Below are 20,853 nucleotides of genomic sequence, written 5' to 3' on the forward strand. Positions count from 1 at the left end.
GCGTTCCGCGCACCATGCCCGCGTGAGGGAGACACATGTCGGACTCGCAGGTCGTCGTCAACGGGAGGCCGCGCCCGCTCGCCGGCGTGCCCACCCACACCAACGCGCTCGACTTCGTGCGCGGCCTCGGCCTGACCGGAGCCAAGGAGGGCTGCGCCGAGGGGGAGTGCGGGGCCTGCGCCGTGCTGGTGCTGCGACCGGACGGGGCGAGGAGCCGGTGGACGTCGATCAATGCCTGCCTGGTGCCGGCTGCTGCCCTCGACGGCCAGGAGGTTGTCACGGCCGAGGGACTGGGTCGTCCGGACGACCTGCACCCCGTCCAGACCGAGATGGCGCTGCGCGGTGGCTCCCAGTGTGGCTACTGCACCCCGGGGTTCGTGTGCTCGATGGCGGCGGAGTACTACCGGCCCGACCGGGTCGACACCGACCACGCGGATGCCGAGCACGGTCCCAACGGCTTCGACCTGCACGCCATGGGCGGCAACCTGTGTCGCTGCACCGGCTACCGACCGATCCGGGACGCCGCCTGGGCGCTCGGCACCCCACCTGAGGCCGACGCGCTGGCGGAGCGGCAGCAACTGCCGGCCCCCGGCCCGGCCGCCACCCGGCTGGCAGGGTCCGCGGGTGAATTCGTCCGCCCGACCGACCTCGCCGAAGCGCTCGACCTGCTGCGGGACCAGCCCGATGCCGTGGTCGTCGCCGGCGCCACCGACTGGGGGGTCGACGCCAACCTGCGCGGGCGCCGCGCGCCATACGTCGTGGCCATCGACCGCCTGCCGGAGCTGCGGCAGGTCTCGACCGACGGCGTCGTCGAGATCGGATCCGCGCTCACCCTCAGCGAGGCGGAGACAGCGCTCGGTGGAGCGGTGCCGCTCCTCGATGCGCTGTGGCCGCTCTTCGCGTCCCGGCTGATCCGCAACGGCGCGACGATCGGGGGCAACCTGGGCACCGCGTCGCCGATCGGTGATCTCCCGCCGGCGTTGCTGGCTCTCGACGCGAGCGTCGTCCTGTCCTCGATCGAGGGGGACAGGGAGGTGGCTCTCGCCGACTACTTCACCGGCTACCGCGAGACCGTGCTTCGGCAGGGAGAGCTGATCCGCTCGGTCCGGATCCCCCTGCCGCTCGCCGGCCTGACCGGGTTCCACAAGATCAGCAAGCGGCGTTTCGACGACATCTCCAGTGTTGCCGTCGGCTTCGCGCTCGACGTGGTCGACGGCACCGTGGTGCGGGCCCGCATCGGGCTCGGTGGCGTGGCTGCCACGCCGATCCGGGCGCTGGCGACGGAGGCGGCGCTCGAGGGTCGGCCCTGGAGTCTCGAGTCCGGCGAGACCGTCGAGGCAGCGGCGGAGGTGCTGCGCGGCGAGGGCACCCCGATCGACGACCAACGCGCCAGTGCCGCCTACCGCTCGGCGATGCTCGGCAACGCCCTGCGCAAGCTGTGGACGGAGACGGTCCGATGAGCGTCGGTCTTCCCGTGGCGCACGAGAGCGCGGCCGAGCACGTGACCGGGCACGCCCTCTACACCGACGACCTGGTGCACCGCACCCACGGCGTGCTGCACGCCCACCCCGTGTGCTCTCCCCACGCCCACGCCCGGGTGACCCGCCTCGACGTCGGCGCAGCCCTCGAGGTCGAGGGGGTGGTGCGGGTGCTCACCGTCGCCGACGTGCCGGGCGTCAACGACGCCGGCGTGAAGCACGACGAGCCGCTGTTCCCCGACGAGGTGATGTTCGTCGGGCACGCGGTCTGCTGGGTGCTGGGGGAGACCCTCGAAGCCGCGCGCATGGGGGCAGCCGCGGTCGCGGTCGACTACGACCCGCTCCCTGCCGTCGTCGCGCTCACCGAGGCGATCGCGGCGGAGAGCTTCCAGGGTGGACAACCCGTCGTCAGCCGGGGCGACGTCGAGCAGGGCCTGGTGGGGGCTGCCCACGTCTTCAGCGGCGTCACCGAGATGGCCGGGCAGGAGCACTTCTACCTCGAGACCCATGCCGCGTTGGCCCTGGTCGACGAGGGTGGTCAGGTGTTCGTGCAGAGCAGCACGCAGCACCCTACGGAGACCCAGGAGATCGTCGCCCACGTGCTGGGTCTCGCGAGCCACCACGTCACCGTCCAGTGCCTGCGGATGGGGGGCGGGTTCGGCGGCAAGGAGATGCAGCCGCACGGGTTCGCCGCGATCGCGTCGCTGGGCGCGATCCTGACCGGCCGCCCGGTCAGGCTGCGACTCAGCCGGACCCACGACATGACGATGACCGGCAAGCGGCACGGCTTCCACGCGCAGTGGCGGGTCGGCTTCGACGACGAAGGCCGGCTGGTGGCGTTCGAGGCGACGCTGACCTCGGACGGCGGCTGGAGCCTCGACCTCAGCGAGCCGGTGCTCGCGCGGGCCCTCTGCCACGTCGACAACGCCTACTGGATCCCCCACGTGCTCCTCCACGGTCGCGTGGCCAAGACCCACAAGACGTCCCAGACCGCGTTCCGGGGCTTCGGCGGCCCGCAGGGGATGCTCGTGATCGAGGACGTCCTCGGTCGCTGCGCACCCCTGCTGGGGATCGACCCCATGGACCTGCGCCGCCGCAACGTCTACGTCGACGGCCAGGCGACGCCGTACGGCCAGGTCGTGCGCCATCCCGAGCGGATCCTCGCCGCCTGGGACCAGGTCGTGGCGACCGGGCAGATCGCGAGCCGGTCTGCAGAGATCGCCGAGTTCAACGCCGCACACCCGCACACCAAGCGTGGCCTGGCCATGACGCCGGTGAAGTTCGGGATCTCGTTTAACTTCACGGCGTTCAACCAGGCTGGCGCTCTGGTGCACGTCTACAAGGACGGGTCCGTGCTGATCAACCACGGCGGCACCGAGATGGGCCAGGGCCTCCACACCAAGATGCTCCAGATCGCCGCCACGACCCTCGGTGTCCCCCTCGCCCGCGTCCGACTCGCGCCCACCCGGACCGACAAGGTCCCCAACACCTCCGCCACGGCCGCCAGCTCGAGTGCTGACCTCAACGGCGGCGCGATCAAGCACGCGTGCGAGCAGATCCTCGCGCGGCTGACCGAGCTCGCCGGCGACCGGGAGATCGCTCGAGACATCACCTGGGACGAGCTGGTCCGCGAGGCCTACTTCAGCCGGGTGCAGCTGTGGGCGGCCGGCTTCTACCGGACCGAGGGCATCCATTGGGACTCCACGGCGATGGCGGGTCATCCGTTCAAGTACTTCGCCTACGGCGTGGCCGCGACCGAGGTCGAGGTGGACGGCTTCACCGGGAGCTATCGCGTCCGCCGGGTGGACATCGTCCACGACGCGGGTGACAGCCTCTCCCCGCTCATCGACATCGGCCAGATCGAGGGCGGGTACGTCCAGGGCCAGGGCTGGCTCACGCTGGAGGACCTGCGCTGGGACGAGTCCGACGGACCGGGTCGCGGCCGTCTCACCACCCAGTCCGCCAGCACCTACAAGCTGCCCAGCTTCAGCGAGCTCCCCGAGGTGTTCAACGTCGCCCTCCTCGAGCACGCGCACGAGGACGGCGTGGTCTACGGGTCCAAGGCGGTGGGCGAGCCGCCGCTGATGCTGGCGTTGTCGGTCCGGGAGGCGCTGCGACAGGCCGCCGCGGCGTTCGGTCCGGCCGGCACCAGCGTCGACCTCGCCTCCCCGGCCACCCCCGAGGCGGTGTTCTGGGCCACCGATCGCGCTCGGAGCGCCGGTCCCGACCACGTCGCCGTGGGGCTGCCGGGTGCTGTCCCCGACCGGCCCGACCCGTCCGCGCCGGCCCTGCACCCGCGGTCCGAGCAGGCCGCCCACGACACTGATCACGACCCGGCTCACGACCCGGTGGAGGTCTGACGTGCGCTGGATTGCTGCGATCGAGCTGCTCCGGAGCGAGCGGCGTGCCGGGGTCCTCGTCACCGTGGTCGCCACGCGCGGGCACGCACCCCGCGAGGCGGGCGCCAAGATGGTGGTGGCCGCCGACCGGGCGTGGGGCAGCATCGGCGGGGGCAACCTCGAGGAGACCGCGGTCGCCCGGGCGCGGGCCATGCTCGACACGTCCGCCGCCTCGCCGGAGCAGCTGACCCTGGGACTGACCGACAAGGCACGGACCGACCATGGCCGTCAGTGCTGCGGCGGCGAGGTCGCGGTGTTGTTGGAGCCGCTCCCGGTCGTGCCCTCGGTCGCGATCTTCGGTGTCGGCCACGTGGGGCTCGAGCTGGCACGGATCCTGACCCGGCACGACCTCGACCTGCACCTCGTCGACTCCCGCGCCCTCCAGCTGGCCGACGAGCGGCTGCATTGTCTCGCCGACAGTGAGGCACGTGTGCAGGTTCATCATTCACCGGTGCCCGAGCTCGCTCTCGGTGCGGTGCCGCCGGGGACCCACCTGCTGGTCATGACGCACGACCACGCTGAGGACTTCGCCCTCTGCGACGCCGCCCTGCGCTGCCGTGAGCTGGGCAGCATCGGGCTGATCGGCTCGGGGGCGAAGTGGGCCCGGTTCCGCGCCGGACTCCTCGCAGAGGGTCACGACGAGGAGTCGATCGGCCGGATCCGAAGTCCGATCGGCGCGTCAGCGGTGGTCGGCAAGGAGCCCGCCACCATCGCCGTCTCGGTGGCCGCCGAGCTGCTCCGGTTGTTCGCCTCCGCGCCGTCCCGGACCGACGCATGAGCACCCCACGGATGAGCACCGCATGATCCCGGGCAGCGTCCTCTACCGCGCCCGCGCCTACGACACTCCCGACAACCCCTTCATCGACGACCTCACGCGCCCGGGTTTCCGCTACGACGACGACCTCGGGCTGGTCGTGTCGGCGCAGGGGGTCATCACCGCACGTGGGCCGTTCGCGGCGATGGCTGCAGCGTCTCCGCAGGCGACGGTCATCGACCTGCGTGCTGGGATCCTGCTCCCCGGACTCGTCGACACCCACGTGCACTTCCCGCAGGTTCGCGTGATCGGCGCGCTGGGGATGCCGCTGCTCGAGTGGCTGGAGCGGTGCGCCCTGCCCGAGGAGCAGCACCTCGCGTCGCCCGACTACGCCGCCACGATCGCGACGGAGTTCGTGGCTGGCCTGATCGCAGCGGGGACCACGACCTCGCTGGTCTTCGGTTCCCACTTCGCCCCGGCGGTGGATGCTCTGTTCACCGAGGCGGCACGCTTCGGACTACGGGTGACCAGCGGTTTGGTCGTGAGCGACCGGATGTTGCCGGAGCCGCTGCTCACCACTCCGCAGCGTGCGTACGCCGAGTCCCTGGCTCTGGCTGCGCGCTGGCACGGCGTCGGCCAGGCCAGATATGCGGTGACGCCACGGTTCTCGCTGTCCGCCTCCGACCCGATCCTGGCCGCCTGTGCGTCGGTCATGAGCGACGTCGAGGGAGCCTTCTTCACCTCGCACGTCAACGAGAACCTCGTCGAGGTGGCGACGGTCCGGGGCCAGTTCCCCGACAGGTCGGGCTACGTGGACACCTACGACCACCACGGGCTGCTGGGGCCAGGGTCGGTCCTGGCCCACAACGTGCACCCGCTGGACGCCGAGCTCGCCGCGCTCGCCGACCGGTCGACGGCGGTCGCGCACTGCCCGAGCAGCAACTCCGCCCTCGGCTCGGGCCTGTTCAGCCTGCGTCGGCACGTGGCGGCGGGCGTGCCGGTGGCCCTGGGCAGCGACGTGGGTGCCGGCACGGGCTTCTCACTGTTCAAGGAGGGCCTCCAGGCCTACTTCGTCCAGCGGCTGCTCGGCGACCAGGGTCTCCCGCTGGCTCCCGGTCACCTGTTGCACCTCAGCACCTCCGCCGGCGCGGCCGCCCTGGGTCTCGCAGACGTCATCGGCGACTTCTCCGAGGGCAAGGAGTTCGACGCGATCTGTCTGCGCCCGCCCGCCGGCACCGCGCTGGACATCGGGCTGCGCCATGCCGGCTCGCCCGAGGAAGCGCTGGGCAAGGTGTTCGCGCTCGCCGGTGATGCCGACGTGGCCGACGTGTGGATCGCTGGCGAGCAGATCGCCTCGGGTGGCTTCCTGCGGCCGGTCAGTCCTCTGACGCCAGCACGACGGCATATGCCGGCAGGGTCAGGAAGTCGGGGAACTCCTCGCTGAGGGCGGACTCGGCGAACAGTCGCCGCGCGTCGGCCCAGTGGCCGGACTCGAACGCCTCCGCTCCGACGACGTCGCGCAGGGCGGCGTACTCCTCCTCCACGATCTGCTCGACGAGCTCGCGGGTGACGACCTCGCCGGAGTCGAGGGTGGCGCCGGTGAAGATCCACTGCCACACCTGGGAGCGGGAGATCTCGGCGGTGGCGGCGTCCTCCATCAGGTTGTCGATGCCGGCCGCACCGTTGCCGGAGAGCCAGGACTGGAGGTACTGGATGCCGATCCGGACGTTGCCGCGCAGCCCTTCCTCGGTGCGTTGGCCGGGGGTCTGGTCGACCGCCAGCAGGTCGTCGGCGTCGACCGACACCTCGTCGCGGCGTACGTCGAGCTGGTTGCTGCGCTCCCCGAGGGTCTCGGAGAAGATGTCGACGCACAGCTCGACGAGGTCGGGATGCGCCACCCATGATCCGTCGAAGCCGGCCTTGGCCTCCCGCGTCTTGTCCTCCCGCACCTTGGCGAACGCGAGCTCGTTGGCCTCGGCGTCACGCCGGCTCGGGATGAACGCCGCCATGCCGCCGATCGCGAAGGCCTCGCGGCGGTGGCAGGTCTGCACCAACAGGTCGCTGTAGGCCTGCATCATGGGTGCGGTCATACGGACCGCGTTGCGGTCAGGGAGGGTGAACCTCGACCCGGCGTCGCGGAAGTTCTTGATGATGCTGAAGAGGTAGTCCCAGCGACCGGCGTTGAGCCCGGCGACGTGGTCCCGCAGCTCGTAGAGGATCTCGTCCATCTCGAACGCGGCGGTGATGGTCTCGATGAGCACGGTCGCGCGGATCGATCCGTGCGGGACGCCCAGTGCGGCCTGGGCGTGGGTGAAGACGTCGTTCCACAGCCGGGCCTCGAGGTGGGACTCCAGCTTGGGCAGGTAGAAGTACGGGCCGCTGCCTCGCTCGAGCAGCTCGCGGGCGTTGTGGAAGAAGTAGAGCCCGAAGTCGACGAGTGCGGCCACCACCGGCCGTCCGTCGCGCCGGAGGTGGGCCTCGTCGAAGTGCCACCCCCGCGGTCGCGGCAGGATCACCGGCCGGTGACCGTGGCCGGCCAAGGCGTACTGCTTGCCCTCCGGAGAGGTGAACGCCAGCTGGCCCCGGACGGCGTCGTGGAGCGTGACCTGGCCACCGACGACGTTGCGCCAGTGTGGGGTGTTGGCGTCCTCGAGGTCGGCCAGCCACACCCGGGCACCCGAGTTGAGGGCGTTGATCGCCATCTTGGGGTCGGTCGGACCGGTGATCTCGACACGGCGGTCGGTCAGGTCGGCGGGGATGGGCGCGACCGTCCAGTCGTCCGCCCTGACCGAGGCCGTCTCGGGCAGGAAGTCGAGGCTCCCGGTGCGGGCGATCACGTCGCGGCGGGCCTGCCGCGCGGCGAGGAGCTCGTCGCGCCTGCCATGGAACCGGTCGTCCAGGTCCGCGATGAAGTCGAGGGCCTCAGTGGTGAGGATCTCCTCGGCCCGCGAGACGGCGGGAGCGGTGACATCAAGAGTGGCCATTGCGTCACCGTATCGCCCCGTCAGTCGGGTAGCGGAGCCGTGTGGGGCCGCAGGAACGGCCCCCGCAGGGCTGGCGTCGTGGTGAATTGATAACGAATTGCTAACGGCTCGCCGGGGGTATCGACGTGACCCCCGTCACTGTATATGTTGTGGCGAACAACATATGCGTTAGGCGTGACGATGAGGGCAGGCCGACGCGATCATTCACAGGAGGCGGTTCGCGTGAAGCGGAAGCACAGTCTGGTCCTCGTTCCCATGCTCGGATTGGCCATGTCCCTGACCGCGTGCGGCAGCGACTCGGACAGCGGCACTGACAGCGGCAACGACGACGGCGGCGGTGAGGCCACGGGCAAGATCGGCGTCATCCTGCCCGACACGGAGTCCTCGGTCCGTTGGGAGAGCCAGGACCGCCCCAACCTCACGGCAGCCTTCGAAGAGGCGGGCGTCGAGTTCGAGATCCAGAACGCTGAGGGCGACGCGGAGAAGATGACGCAGATCGCTGACACCATGATCGGCGACGGCGTCACCGTCCTGGCGATCGTCAACCTCGACTCCGAGTCTGGCGCGGCCATCCAGGAGAAGGCGGCCTCCCAGGGGGTCGTGACCATCGACTACGACCGCCTCACCCTCGGTGGGACGGCGGAGGCCTACATCTCCTTCGACAACGCCAAGGTGGGCGCGCTCCAGGGTCAGGCCCTGGCGGACTGCCTCGGCGACAAGACAGCGAACGTCATCTACCTGAACGGCTCGCCCACCGACAACAACGCGACGCTGTTCGCGCAAGGGGCCCACGAAGTCCTCGACCCGATCACCGACTACAAGGTCGTCGGCGAGCAGGCCGTCCCTGACTGGGACAACGAGGAAGCGGCCGTCATCTTCCAGCAGCTCTACACCGCTGCGGATGGCAAGGTCGACGGCGTGCTCGCCGCCAACGACGGTCTGGGCGGTGCCGCGATCGGTGTCCTCGAGGCCAACGGACAGGCCGGCAAGGTCCCGGTCACCGGCCAGGACGCCACCGTCGAGGGTCTCCAGAACGTCCTTGCAGGCACCCAGTGCATGACGGTCTACAAGTCCGCGAAGGCCCAAGCCGCCGCACTCGCCGAGACGGCGATCGCACTGCTCAACGGCGAGGACGCGCCGACCACGGGTACGACGAAGGACGAGGAGGGTGGTCGCGACGTGCCGTCGGTGCTGCTCGACCCCGTGTCCATCACCAAGGACAGCGTCAAGGACGTCATCGACGACGGCGGCCAGAAGGCCGAGGACGTCTGCGTGGACGACTTCGCAGCGCTCTGCGAAGAGGCCGGTATCTCCTGATCGTCTGACCGATCACTGAAACGGCGCCCGGACCGCACCCGGTTCGGGCGCCGTTCCCGTTCTCTCGGACAACAAATTATCTCGATCGGAAGTGGGACCCATGGCTGAGCCACTGCTCGAGCTGCGCGGAGTCAACAAGAGCTTCGGTGTCGCGCACGTGCTGCACGACGTCGACTTCGCGGTCTATCCCGGGCAGGTCACCGCCCTCGTCGGGGACAACGGCGCCGGCAAGTCCACCCTGGTCAAGATCATCGCCGGCATCTATGGCCGGGACAGTGGGGACTACTTCTTCGACGGCAAGCCCGTCGTCGTCCACGGGCCGCGCGACGTCGCGGCCCTCGGTGTCGAGGTCGTCTACCAGGACCTCGCCCTGTGCGACAACCTCGACATCGTCCAGAACATGTTCCTCGGCCGCGAGGAGACCAAGGGCATCGGTCTCGACGAGGTGTCCATGGAGTCCCGGGCCCGAGAGACGCTCGCCTCCCTGTCAGTACGCACGGTCAAGTCGGTGCGGCAGAGCGTGGCCAGCCTCTCGGGCGGCCAGCGCCAGACCGTGGCGATCGCCAAGGCCGTGCTGTGGAACTCCAAGGTCGTGCTCCTCGACGAACCCACCGCCGCGCTGGGTGTCGCGCAGACCCGGCAGGTCCTCGACCTGGTCCGGCGGCTCGCCGACCGCGGGCTCGGGGTCGTCCTGATCTCGCACAACATGGGCGACGTCCTGGAGGTCGCCGACCGGATCACCGCGCTCTACCTCGGCCGCGTGGCCGCCGACGTCCCCGCGAAGGATGTCACCCACGGCCAGATCGTCGAGCTCATCACCGCCGGACGCTCCGGGAACCTCGGCATCGCCGAGAATCCCGCGACCGCGACCGTCTGAGAAGGACCGGAGACCTCACCATGACCGACGGAACAGACGTCCAGCCCCACGGCCGCTCGACTACCGCGCCCAGCACGACCGGCGGGTTCGACCACGACAACCGCCAGGCGGCGAGCATCGGCGACTCGGCCCGCGACTACGTCAACCGCCTGCGGGGCGGCGACATGGGCTCGCTCCCTGCGATCCTCGGGCTGATCGTGCTCTTCATCGTCTTCTCCTCGTTGCACGATCGGTTCCTGACGACGTACAACATGGCGAACCTCGTCATCCAGTCCGCCTACATCATCGTCCTGGCGATGGGCCTGGTCTTCGTCCTGCTGCTGGGAGAGATCGATCTCTCCGCCGGGGTCTCGGGTGGCGCTTCAGCAACGATCATCGCGTTGATGCTCATCGACTACGACTGGACATGGTGGCTGGCGGTCCTCGCAGGAATCGCCTCCGGTGCGGTGATCGGGTTGGCGATCGGAGCGCTGGTGTCCTACCTCGGGATCCCGTCGTTCGTGGTGACCCTCGCCTTCTTCCTCGCGCTGCAAGCGGTTCCGCTGCGGCTGATCGGCTCCGGCGGCTCCCTGCGGTTCAACGACCCGGTGCTGCGCGGCCTGTCCATCAAGAACGTGCCCGTGACCGCCGGGTGGATCGCCGCCGCGCTGATCGTCGTCGGTTTCGCTGCACTCTCCCTGTGGCGCTACCGCTCACTCTCCGCACGTGGCCTGGTCCACCAGCCGCTGGGGCTCGTGATCCTCAAGGTCGCGGTCCTCGCCGCGGTCGTCCTCGGCCTCACGGCGCTGCTCAGCGCCAACCGCGCCCCCAACCCCGAGCTCTTCGACATCAGCGGGGTCCCCTGGGTGCTGCCCGTGGTGATCGCCCTGCTGCTCTTCTGGACCTTCGTGCTGACGAAGACCCGCTTCGGCCGGCACCTCTACGCCGTCGGCGGCAACGCCGAGGCCGCGCGTCGCGCCGGCATCAACGTGCGCCGGGTCAAGGTCGCGGCGTTCATGATCTGCTCGAGCATGGCCGCAATCAGCGGCCTGCTGCTGGCCTCGTTCGTCGGCAAGGTGTCGCCGGGCTCCGGCGGTGGCAACGTGCTGCTCTACGCCGTCGCCGCGGCGGTCATCGGCGGCACCAGCCTCTTCGGCGGTCGCGGTCGCGCGATCGACGCCGTCGTCGGTGGCTTCGTCATCGCCACCATTCCCAACGGCCTGGGACTGCTCAACCAGGCGAGCTACATCAACTACATGGTCACCGGTGCGGTGCTGCTCCTCGCCGCGAGCGTGGACGCGATCTCGCGCCGCCGTCGCTCCGCAGCGGGCGTCTAGGTCGCCCAGGTGAGTCCACACGGGCGCTCGGGTCTCGGCACCAACCAGGAGGCCGTTCGGCGCCACAACCTCGGGACGCTGCTCAGGCACGTCCACGGCGCGGGCCACATCTCGCGTGCCGAGCTGACCAGCCTGATGGGCCTCAACCGGAGCACCATCGCCGGGTTGGTCGCGGAGCTGGAGTCGCTCGGCGTCTCGGAGCGGGCGCTGCCGGTCGGCTCTCCCCAGGGCGCAGGCCGGCCGTCCGCCGGCGTCCGGCTCGCAGCCGAGGGCCCCTACGTGATCGCCGTGGACCTCGCGGTCGACCGGGCCGTCGTGGCCCGCGTCGGTCTCGGTGGCCAGATCCTGCGCCGTGCGCAGGCCCCCGTCGTCGACGGAGGCGAGGCCTGGCAGGTGGGCGCCTCCGTCGCCGGTCTCATCCGCTCCGTCGTCGACGATGCCCCGGCCGCCGCGCGGCTCGTGGGCATCGGCATCAGCGTCCCCGGCATGGTGCGCCGCAGTGACGGACTCATCCGGTTGGCGCCCAACCTCGAGTGGCACGACGTCTCCTTCGGGGGCATCGTGCTCGCCGCGCTCGGGTTGGACATCCCGGTGTCCCTCGCCAACGACGCCGACCTCGGTGCGCTGGCCGAGCACCGCCGAGGCGCCGGAGTGGGCATCGACGACCTGATTTACGTCTCAGGCCACGTCGGCGTCGGTGCCGGCGTGATCACCGGCGGTCACCGGCTCGAAGGAGCCGGGGGGTACGCCGGCGAGGTGGGCCACCTGCGCTTCAACCCGGCCGGCCAGCGGTGCCACTGCGGCAACCAGGGGTGCTGGGAGACCGAGGTCGGTGCGCACGCGATCGCCCAGGCGATCAACTGCCCCGCCGACAAGGTCGCCCAGCTCGACGAGGTGCTCGACGGCTTCCGCGAGCCACCCGCCGAGCTGCGTGCCACCGGCACCGCCCTCGGGCACGGTCTCGCGAGCATCGTCAACGTCTTCAATCCTCGGCTGGTCGTGCTGGGCGGCTACTTCCGCTCGCTCTATCCGCTCGTCCGCGCCGAGGTCAACGCCGGGCTCAGCGAGCGCTGCCTGCCTGCTGCCCTGGAGTCGGTGACGCTCACCCTGCCCAGCCTGGGGGCCGACTCACCACTCCTCGGTGCGGCCGAGATCGCCCTGGAGCCGTTGTTCGTCGACCCGGTCGCGGCCCTCGGCACAGCGCTGGTGGACGTGCGGAGCGGACTCGCCGGCTGAGAGCAGCCAGCCCGACTCTCACGCCGTCAGGTCGCGCTGCCCCGAGAAGACGGGGTCGAGCGACTGCTCGGCGGCGCCGAGGGCCGCGGCCTGGATGCCGAGGGTGCTGAGCCGCAGGTCCGGGCGCACCTGCACCTCGGAGGCCAGTCGCGCGTCCAGCGTGCGTCGGGCCGGCTCGAGCACGAGATCGCCCAGCGGCACGAAGTAGCCGCCCAGCACGACGACCTCCGGGTCGAGGACGCTGCTGAGCATCGCGATGCCCAGCCCGACGTCGTGCCCGACTCCCTCGAGAGCACGCCTGACGGCCGGGTCGGTGCGGGCGCGGTCGGCGACGGCCTCCGCCGTGCGTACGGGCGTCTCGAGCTCCGGCATGCCCACGGCGGTCAGCATCGCGTGCAGGCCGATCGACGCCTCCCAGCAACCCCGGCGTCCGCAGCCGCAGGTGGCAGCGGGGTCGCCCACCGGCATGTGTCCCACCTCGCCGGCGAAGCCAGCCCCCCCGCGGACGAGCTCCCCGTCCTGGACGATCCCGGCACCGATGCCGACGGTGCCGGTCAGGTAGAGGGCATGGGCCGCGCCGCGGGCCGCGCCGTGGTGGGACTCGGCATACGCCGCGCAGTTGGCGTCGTTGCTCACACGCACCTCGCCCCCCGGCACGAGCGGGGCGAGGGCATCCGCCAGACCGGGCCCCGCGACGTCGAGGTTGGGCGCCCACGCGACCGTGCGGTTGTCGGCTCGCACCAGGGCTGGTACGGCGACCGTGGCACCCACCAGCGTGCGCCCGGGCCCGACGTGCTGCTCCTGGGCCCTGCGGGCCAGCGCGAGCAGGTCAGCCTCAGCCCCGGCCGGACGGCTCTCGCTGAACCGCACCTGTCCGGCGAGGTCCAGCACGACCACGGAGGCGTAGTCGACGTTGAGCTCGAGGCCGAGCCCCACGAAGCGCTCGCCGCGCAGCGCCACGGGTCGCCCCGGACGCCCACGCGCACCGGGGCGTGACCCCTGCTCCGCCACCGCGCCGGCGGACTCGAGGTCGGCCACGATCGCGCCGACCGTGGCCTTCGCGAGTCCGGTGTCCTTGGCCAGCTCGGCTCGAGTGGCCGACCCGAGACGGCGCAGCGCCCCGAGGACCGAGGCCGTGGTGTGCCGCCTCAGGCTCTCGGTGCCGATGGTCGCCCGCGGAGACGTCGGCGGCCGGCGGGTGGTCAGCGGACGCCGTACAGGTGCTCGAGGGCCAGCTGGTCGACGAGCTCGAACCCGCCGCCGCGAACCGCCAGGGCGTCGGGGTCCGGCAGGTCGGCCTCGAGCAGCTGCTGCCAGCCCTCACCGTCGGCGAGCGTGGGGGTGCTCAGCTCCGGCACCTTGGCCGCGTCCAGCGCGGCCTGCACCTCCGGATCGGCGCGGAACGCCTTCACCTTCTCGCGCAGGATCAGGTAGTTGCGCATGTTGGCTTCGGCGCTCACCCAGACGCCGTCGTCGTCCTCGGTGCGGGCGGGCTTGTAGTCGAAGTGGACCGGGCCGTCGTAGCCACCGGCCAGCAGGGCGTCCACCACCCAGAAGGCGCCGCGGACGTTCCCGGCGCCGAAGCGCAGGTCCTGGTCGAACTTGGGGCCGTTCTGGCCGTTGAGGTCGATGTGGAAGAGCTTGCCCTGCCACAACGCCTGGGCGAACCCGGCGGCGGCGTTCATGCCGGCCATCTCCTCGTGGCCAACCTCGGGGTTGACCCCGACCAGCTCGGGACGCTCCAGGCGCTCGATGAAGGCCAGGGCGTGACCGACGGTGGGCAGCAGGATGTCGCCACGCGGCTCGTTCGGCTTGGGCTCGATCGCGAAGCGCAGGTCGTAGCCCTGCTCGGTGACGTAGTCCCCGAGGAGGTCGAAGGCCTCCTTCATCCGATCGAGGGCGACCCGGGTGTCCTGCGAGGCGCCGTACTCCGCACCTTCCCGACCGCCCCAGGCGACGTACACCTTGGCACCGAGCTCGGCGGCCAGGTCGATGTTGCGCATCACCTTGCGCAGCGCGAACCGACGAATGTCGCGGTCGTTGTTGGTGAAGGCCCCGGACTTGAAGACCGGGTGGGTGAACAGGTTGGTGGTCGCGGTGGTGACGGCGAGACCGGTGTCCTCGAGGCCCTTCCTGAAGCGCTGGATGATCGCGTCGCGCGTCGCGTCGTCGCTGCCGAACGGGATCACGTCGTCGTCGTGGAAGTTGACGCCGTACGCCCCGAGCGCTGCGAGCTTCTCCAGGGCGTAGACGGTGTCCATCTCGGGCCGGGTCGCCTCGCCGAAGGGGTCACGGCCCTGCCAGCCCACGGTCCAGAGGCCGAAGGAGAACTTGTCCTCGGGGGTCGGGGCGGGGACGTTGATGCTCATGTGATGCCTTCCGTGTGGGTTGCAGACGTTGTCCAGGGGGCGGTGCGCGCGGCGAGGTCGGCGTAGACCTCGCGGACGTGGGGGGTGGGGTCGGACCGGAGGACCTGCGTGTCGCGCAGCGGCCAAGCCGGCGGTTCGCTGGCACCCGACAGTGCCCAAGCAGCCTGTCTGGCGGCGCCGAGAGCGACGTACTCGCCGGCCGGGGGCAGCGTGACGGCGCGCCCGAGGACGGCTGGTGCGAGCGCACGCAGGGCGGGACTGCGGGTGGCCCCGCCGACCAGGAAGAGCCGACGCGGCTCCGCACCGGTCTCCGCGACCAGGCGGTCGACGGCGTCCGCGAGCGAGCACAGCAGCGCTTCGTACGCCGCGCGCGCCAGGTCGGCACGGGTGGTGGCGGGCGTCAGTCCGGTCCAGGTCCCGACGGCGTCGGGACGGTTCGGGGTGCGCTCACCGCCGTAGTAGGGCAGCACGGTGACGCCACCCGCGCCGGCCCGGGACTCCAGCGCCAGGGTGGCCAGCCCGTCGTGGTCCACCCCGAGCCACCGCGCCTGGAGGTCGAGGATGCCGGCGGCGTTCATGGTGGCGATGAGCGGAAGGAACCCGTGGGCTGCGTCGGCGAAGCCGGTGACCGTGCCGGTGCCGTCGGCGACCGCGGACGTACTGATGCCCGATGCGACGCCCGAGGTGCCGACCGAGATGAGGAAGTCACCCGGCCCGAGTGCCATCCCGAGTGCGGCCCCCATGTTGTCCCCGGTGCCGCCGGCGACGACCCGGCCGTCTGGTGTCTCTCCGGCGACTTCTCCCGGCGCGACCAGCCGGGGGAGTCCGACCGCCCTGCCCAGGGCGTTCTCGGCGAGGTCGGGACGCCAGACGCCGGCCCTGGTGTCGAAGTAGCCGGTGCCGGACGCGTCGCCCCGGTCGGTGAAGGCCGGGGTGCCGGGTGCGCACAGGTGGCGGGAAACGAAGTCGTGGGGGAGCAGCACCTCGACGACCTCGGCGGCCAGGGCGGGCTCGTGGTCGCGGAGCCACCTGAGCTTGGTGGCGGTGAACGAGGCGACGAGGACGCTCCCGACAGCGTCGGCGCACGCCTGCGCGCCCCCCATCTCCGCCACGAGGTCGCGTGCGGCCGGGGCGGAGCGGGTGTCGTTCCACAGCAGGGCGTCGCGGACCGGGGCGCCCGAGCTGCCGAGCGCGACCATTCCGTGCTGCTGGCCCGCAACCGAGATCGCGTCCGCCCGCTGGAGCAGACCGTCGGTCGCAGCGTCCACGGCGGTCAGCCACGCGCGAGGGTCGACCTCGGTCCCCGGGGGATGCGGGGCAGTCCGTTGCTCGACGACGGTGCCGTCATCGGCGTCGACGAGCACCGCTTTGGTCGACTGCGTCGAGGAGTCGATGCCGAGCACGAGGGTCACGTACCTATTAAGTACGCGACTCGAACTAAAGTCAATGTCCAGCGCCCATCTCGTGGACTGCGCACGTCCTGTGGTCGTGTCCAACGGACGAGTGAGACCATGACGTCGTCATGCGAAGCGCTCTCCTTGCCTGCAGCCTGCTCCTGGTGAGCATGTTGAGCGGGTGCACCTCGTTGAACCCCACCGTGATCGCCGTCCTGGTCGCCGACGAGAGTGCTGCGCTCCAGCGGCCTCTGGACCTGGACGCGCTGGAGTCCCGGGTCGAGGAGATCTGCGACGGCTGCACGGTGTCGGTCTACGACGCCGGGAGTGACGCCGACACGCAGTCCGACCAGCTCGACCAGGCGCTCGCGGCGAGTGCCGACGTCGTGATCCTCGAAGCCGTCGATCCGGAGCTCGCCGAGTCGCTGGTCCAGCGGGTCGAAGAGGTGCCGGTCCTCGCCATCGGCACACTGGTCCCGGGGTCCGACTGGTTCGTCGGCCTGACGGAGCCGGTCGAGCCGGCCGAGGGGGCCGACAGCGACCTCGAGGCGGCGCGCGAGGTCATCCTCCGCGACCGCACGTCCTTCACCTTCGTCCCAGCGGCGCAGATCAGCGCCAAGGCAGCCGAGGTCGCGGTGGGCGAGCTCGTCGACGAGCCGGTCGGCGGATCGGTCGACACCGAGGGAGTGCCCTCCTGGCTCTACGAGCCGGTCGAGGTCAACGTCCAGGACCTGACCTCGGTCGTCGTGGCAGCGGGTGCCTTGACGCTGGAGGAGCTGTGCTCAGGCGACACGGCGAAAAGGTGCGGCAAGCTCGGTCTGGTCTGAGCGCGTTCATCCGACGGTCACGTCGAGGGCCTACGCTCGGCGCGTTCCGCTCGACCAACTCGGAGGTTCACACCATGTTGCGCCCATCCCTGCTCGCCGCCTCACTGCTGGCCCTCGCGCCGCTGGCCCTGGCGCCACTGACGCTGACGCCCGTCGCACAGGCCAGTCCTGACAAGGACCAGACGGTCCGATTCTCGACCTTCAACGCATCACTCAACCGCCTCACTGCCGGCCAGCTCGTGCGCGACCTGTCGACACCGGACAACGTCCAGGCGCAGAACGTCGCCGAGACCATCCAGCGGGTGCGCCCCGACGTGCTCCTCATCAACGAGTTCGACTATGCGCCGGCGGCAGTCGACCTCTTCCGCGACAACTACCTCGAGGTCTCGCACCACGGCTCCGAGCCGATCGACTATCCCTACGCGTACATCGCGCCGTCCAACACCGGCGTCTTCAGCACCTTCGACCTGAACAACGATGGTCGTCTGGGCGGGCCCTCAGCGCGCGACTACGGCAACGACTCGTGGGGGTACGGCGAGTTCGTCGGCCAGTTCGGCATGGTGGTCTACTCGAAGTACCCGATCGACACCGACTCCGTCCGCACCTTCCGGGACTTCAAGTGGGCCGACATGCCGGGTGCCCTGCTCCCCGACGACCCGGCGACTGCTGCGCCGGCCGACTGGTATTCCCCCGCTGAGCTCGCGAAGTTTCCCCTCTCATCGAAGTCGCACTGGGACCTCCCGATCATCATCGGGAAGAAGGCCGTGCACTTCCTGGTCTCGCACCCGACCCCGCCGGTCTTCGACGGCCCCGAGGACCGCAACGGCACCCGCAACCACGACGAGATCCGCTTCTGGGCCGACTACATCGACCGCAACCCGCGCCGCTCGGCATACATCTACGACGACTCAGGCGTGCGCGGCGGCCTCGCGCCGTCGGAGGAGTTCGTGATCGCCGGGGACCTCAACTCCGACCCCCTAGACGGCGACTCGATCGCCGGGTCCGCCCAACAGCTGCTCGACCACAAGCGAGTGAACGCAACGTCTGCGCCGTCGTCGGACGGTGGCACCTGGGCGGCGGCCAAGCAGGGGCAGAAGAACCTCACGCACAAGTCCGACCCCGCCTTCGACACGGCCGACTTCGACGACCGGATCTGTTGTGGCCCGGGCAACCTTCGAGCCGACTACGTCCTCCCGTCCAAGAAGCTGGACATCGTCGGGTCCGGCATCTTCTGGCCCAAGGGTCCCAATCCGGTGACCGGTGCGCCGGCCGACGAGTTCTTCTACCTCACCGGCGACTTCCCGTTCGTGCCGGCCTCGGACCACCGCCAGGTCTGGGTGGACGTGGCCTACTGAGCTAGTCGAGCCGCGCAGGCTTGACGGTGGGGCGGGCGTACACCGTCGTCCGCTCCACCATCGGCCGACCGATGCCGGCACCGATCTCGACCAGCTCGGCGACGGTCTTCGCCGAGCCGTGCTCGCTGCCCGCCATGCGGGAGATCGTCTCCTCCATCAGCGTCCCGCCGACGTCGTTGGCCCCGGCCTGCAGCATGGCGCGCGTCCCGTCGACCCCCAGCTTGACCCAGCTCGTCTGGATGTTGGGGATGCCGCCGGAATTCTTCGAGCCGTGCAGCATGATCCGGCCCATCGCATGGACCGCCAGGTTGTCCCGCAGCGTCGGACCCGGCCGGGCGACCCCCGCGAGGTAGATCGGTGAGCTGATGTGCACGAAGGGCAGGGGCACGAACTCGGTGAAGCCGCCGGTCTCGGACTGGATCTGCCGCAGGACGCGCAGGTGCTGCACCCAGTGGCGAGGGTTGTCGACGTGGCCGTACATCATCGTCGAGCTCGAACGGAGCCCGACGCGGTGAGCGGTGGTGACCACCTCGATCCACGTCTTCGCCGGCAGCTTGCCCTTGGTGAGGACCCAGCGGACCTCGTCGTCCAGGATCTCCGCTGCGGTGCCCGGGATGGTGTCGAGCCCGGCTTCGCGCGCCTTGATCAGGAAGTCCTCGATCGACAGTCCGGTGCGGGCGGCGCCGCTGACGATCTCCATCGGGCTGAAGGCATGCACGTGCATCTGGGGCACGCGTTGCTTCACGGCCGACACCAGGTCGAAGTAGGCCGACGCCGGGAGCTCCGGGTCGATGCCGCCCTGCATGCAGACCTCGGTGGCCCCGAGCTCCCAGGCTTCCTCGGCCCGGTCGGCGACCTGCTCGAGGGAGAGGGAGAAGGCGTCGGCGTCGGTCTTGCGCTGCGCGAACGCACAGAAGCGGCAGCCGACGTAACAGATGTTGGTGAAGTTGATGTTGCGGTTGACGACGTAGGTGACCTCGTCGCCGACCGTCTCGCGACGCAAGTCGTCGGCCAGCCGGCAGACCTCCTCCAGGAGCTCGCCCTCGGCGGACATCAGCGCCAGGGCCTGGTCGTCGGTGAGAGCGCTCGGGTCGGCCTCGGCGGCCCGGAGTGCGGCGTACCCCTCGGAGCCGGCGCTGGTACCGACGGCCATCCCGGTGGCGGCGTCGGCGATCGCGGCCCAGTCGCCGTACACCCTGTCGAAGTCATCTCGCCGGTCCGAGGTGCGGCCGGTCGAGTCGATGGTGCTGTGCAGGTCCGTGCGCCCGGACCCGTCGAGGCCGCCGTCGGGCTCCTGCCACGGCAGTCCGACGGGGCGTACGCCGATGCGCGCGAGCCCGTCGGGGAGCGCGAGCGCGTCGAGGTGGGCGTCGAGTCGCGGATCGAGCCAAGGGGTGCGCTGCCGGACGTAGTGCGGGTGGACCGTCAGGCGGGGGGCGAGCTGGAAGCCCGCCTCCGCGGTCAAGGCGCGCAGCCGCTCGAGCGAGGGCCAGGGACGCTCGGGGTTGACGTGGTCGGGGGTCAGCGGCGAGACGCCACCCCAGTCGTCGATGCCGGCATCGAGCAGCGAGCGGCACTCGGTCGTGTCCACGAGGTTGGGCGGGGCCTGGACCCGCGCCGTCGGGCCCAGCACGATCCGGGTGACGGCGATGGCGGCCCGGAACTCCGCGAGCCCGAGGTCGCCCGCGTGACGCATGGCCGTGTCCGGCTTCGCCCTGAAGTTCTGGACGATCACCTCCTGGATCGACCCGTAGAGGCGGGAGATGCGGCGGAGCTCGAAGATCGTCTCGGCGCGCTCGGTGAGCGTCTCGCCGATCCCGACCAGCAGCCCGGTCGTGAAGGGGATCGAGAGCCGACCGGCGTCCTCGAGGACGCGCGAGCGGACGGCCGGGTCCTTGTCGGGTGAGCCGTAGTGCGCTTCGCCGCGGGTGGTGTGCAGCCGCTCCGACGTCGTCTCGAGCATCATCCCCATCGACGGTGCGACCGGCTTGAGCCGCGTCATCTCCTCCCAGGACATGACGCCGGGGTTGAGGTGAGGCAGCAGGCCGGTCTCCTCGAGCACCCGGATGGCCATGGCGCGGACGTAGTCCAGGGTCGAGTCGTAGCCCTGCTCGTCCAACCACACCCGGGCCTCGGGCCAGCGCTCCTCGGGGCGATCGCCCAGCGTGAAGAGCGCCTCCAGGCAGCCCAGCTCCGCGCCCTCGCGGGCGATGGTGAGGATCTCGTCGGGCGACAGGTAGGGCGCAGCCAGCTTGCCCGGCACGGTGACGAAGGTGCAGTAGTGGCAGCGGTCGCGGCAGAGCCGGGTGATGGGGATGAAGACCTTGGGGGAGTAGGTGACGACCCCCGGCCGGCCGGCCGCGACCAGCCCGGCGTCGCGCACGCGGGCGGCGACCGCGCACAAGCGTTCCAGCTGCTCGTCGCGCGCGGCGAGCAGGACGCCGGCCTCCTCGACGTCGAGGGCGGCGCCCCGCTCGGCACGCGCGAGCGCCCGACGGACCTGGGTGGCGGTGACCTCCATGTAGGCCATTGTCACAGCACGGCGGT

Annotated in this window: 15 protein-coding genes; 10 read left to right on the forward strand and 5 right to left on the reverse strand. The window is 70.8% G+C overall.

The features are described from left to right. Nucleotides 1-35 precede the first annotated feature (35 nt). Genes VNJ48_RS00700 through VNJ48_RS00715 form a run of 4 tightly spaced genes read left to right on the forward strand, consistent with a single transcriptional unit; the run spans nt 36 to nt 6,075 of the window. Nucleotides 36-1,460: a xanthine dehydrogenase small subunit gene (locus tag VNJ48_RS00700; protein ID WP_325598083.1), complete on the forward strand. Its 1,425-nt coding sequence runs from the start codon at nt 36-38 to the stop codon at nt 1,458-1,460. Continuing rightward, nucleotides 1,457-3,838: a xanthine dehydrogenase molybdopterin binding subunit gene (gene xdhB / locus VNJ48_RS00705; protein WP_325598084.1), complete on the forward strand. Its 2,382-nt coding sequence runs from the start codon at nt 1,457-1,459 to the stop codon at nt 3,836-3,838. Before VNJ48_RS00700 ends, xdhB begins: the two co-directional genes overlap by 4 nt. Before the next feature lies 1 nt (nt 3,839). After that, nucleotides 3,840-4,655, forward strand: coding sequence for a xanthine dehydrogenase accessory protein XdhC (xdhC, locus tag VNJ48_RS00710; RefSeq protein ID WP_325598086.1), 816 nt, complete (start codon nt 3,840-3,842; stop codon nt 4,653-4,655). Nucleotides 4,656-4,677: 22 nt separating this feature from the next. Continuing rightward, nucleotides 4,678-6,075, forward strand: a complete 1,398-nt coding sequence (locus tag VNJ48_RS00715) for a guanine deaminase (RefSeq protein ID WP_325598088.1) — start codon at nt 4,678-4,680, stop codon at nt 6,073-6,075. Here VNJ48_RS00715 and aceB read toward each other — a convergent pair. Next, nucleotides 6,008-7,615 (reverse strand): malate synthase A, encoded by a 1,608-nt coding sequence (gene aceB, locus VNJ48_RS00720; RefSeq protein WP_325598090.1) that lies wholly within the window; start codon nt 7,613-7,615, stop codon nt 6,008-6,010. The two genes, VNJ48_RS00715 and aceB, sit on opposite strands and share 68 nt — an antisense overlap. A 270-nt stretch (nt 7,616-7,885) precedes the next feature. Between aceB and VNJ48_RS00725 the strand changes: the two genes are divergently transcribed. From VNJ48_RS00725 to VNJ48_RS00740, 4 genes are all read left to right on the forward strand, one after another. Continuing rightward, nucleotides 7,886-8,932, forward strand: a complete 1,047-nt coding sequence (locus VNJ48_RS00725) for a sugar ABC transporter substrate-binding protein (RefSeq protein ID WP_325598092.1) — start codon at nt 7,886-7,888, stop codon at nt 8,930-8,932. 100 nt (nt 8,933-9,032) lie between these two features. Continuing rightward, entirely contained in the window at nt 9,033-9,809 is a 777-nt protein-coding gene (locus VNJ48_RS00730) for an ATP-binding cassette domain-containing protein (protein WP_325598094.1), read from the forward strand. Between the two features lie 20 nt (nt 9,810-9,829). Continuing rightward, entirely contained in the window at nt 9,830-11,125 is a 1,296-nt protein-coding gene (locus VNJ48_RS00735; RefSeq protein WP_325598096.1) for a sugar ABC transporter permease, read from the forward strand. Between the two features lie 9 nt (nt 11,126-11,134). Next, nucleotides 11,135-12,361, forward strand: a complete 1,227-nt coding sequence (locus tag VNJ48_RS00740; RefSeq protein ID WP_325598098.1) for an ROK family protein — start codon at nt 11,135-11,137, stop codon at nt 12,359-12,361. An 18-nt stretch (nt 12,362-12,379) separates the two neighbouring features. Here VNJ48_RS00740 and VNJ48_RS00745 read toward each other — a convergent pair whose 3' ends face one another. From VNJ48_RS00745 to VNJ48_RS00755, 3 genes are all read right to left on the reverse strand, one after another. Then, a complete protein-coding gene (locus VNJ48_RS00745) occupies nt 12,380-13,399 on the reverse strand; it encodes an ROK family protein (protein ID WP_325598100.1) in 1,020 nt (339 codons plus the stop codon). Nucleotides 13,400-13,563: 164 nt separating this feature from the next. After that, a complete protein-coding gene (gene xylA / locus VNJ48_RS00750; RefSeq protein WP_325598102.1) occupies nt 13,564-14,730 on the reverse strand; it encodes a xylose isomerase in 1,167 nt (388 codons plus the stop codon). Continuing rightward, a complete protein-coding gene (locus tag VNJ48_RS00755; protein WP_325598104.1) occupies nt 14,727-16,142 on the reverse strand; it encodes an FGGY family carbohydrate kinase in 1,416 nt (471 codons plus the stop codon). The genes xylA and VNJ48_RS00755 overlap by 4 nt, the downstream gene beginning before the upstream one ends. 146 nt (nt 16,143-16,288) lie before the next feature. On the opposite strand from VNJ48_RS00755, the gene VNJ48_RS00760 reads away from it, so the two are divergent. Together VNJ48_RS00760 and VNJ48_RS00765 are read left to right on the forward strand one after the other, a co-directional pair. After that, the gene (locus tag VNJ48_RS00760) at nt 16,289-16,951 is read left to right on the forward strand and encodes a hypothetical protein (RefSeq protein ID WP_325598106.1); all 663 of its coding nucleotides are present in this window, start codon (nt 16,289-16,291) and stop codon (nt 16,949-16,951) included. 74 nt (nt 16,952-17,025) lie between these two features. Beyond that, nucleotides 17,026-18,306, forward strand: a complete 1,281-nt coding sequence (locus VNJ48_RS00765; RefSeq protein ID WP_325598107.1) for an endonuclease/exonuclease/phosphatase family protein — start codon at nt 17,026-17,028, stop codon at nt 18,304-18,306. A gap of 1 nt (nt 18,307) precedes the next feature. Here the strand turns inward: VNJ48_RS00765 and VNJ48_RS00770 are convergent, their stop codons facing one another. Further along, the gene (locus VNJ48_RS00770) at nt 18,308-20,827 is read right to left on the reverse strand and encodes a bifunctional FO biosynthesis protein CofGH (protein WP_325598109.1); all 2,520 of its coding nucleotides are present in this window, start codon (nt 20,825-20,827) and stop codon (nt 18,308-18,310) included. Nucleotides 20,828-20,853: the final 26 nt, after the last annotated feature.

Origin of the sequence: Nocardioides sp., from assembly GCF_035576065.1 — a bacterium.
Taxonomy (GTDB): domain Bacteria; phylum Actinomycetota; class Actinomycetes; order Propionibacteriales; family Nocardioidaceae; genus Nocardioides.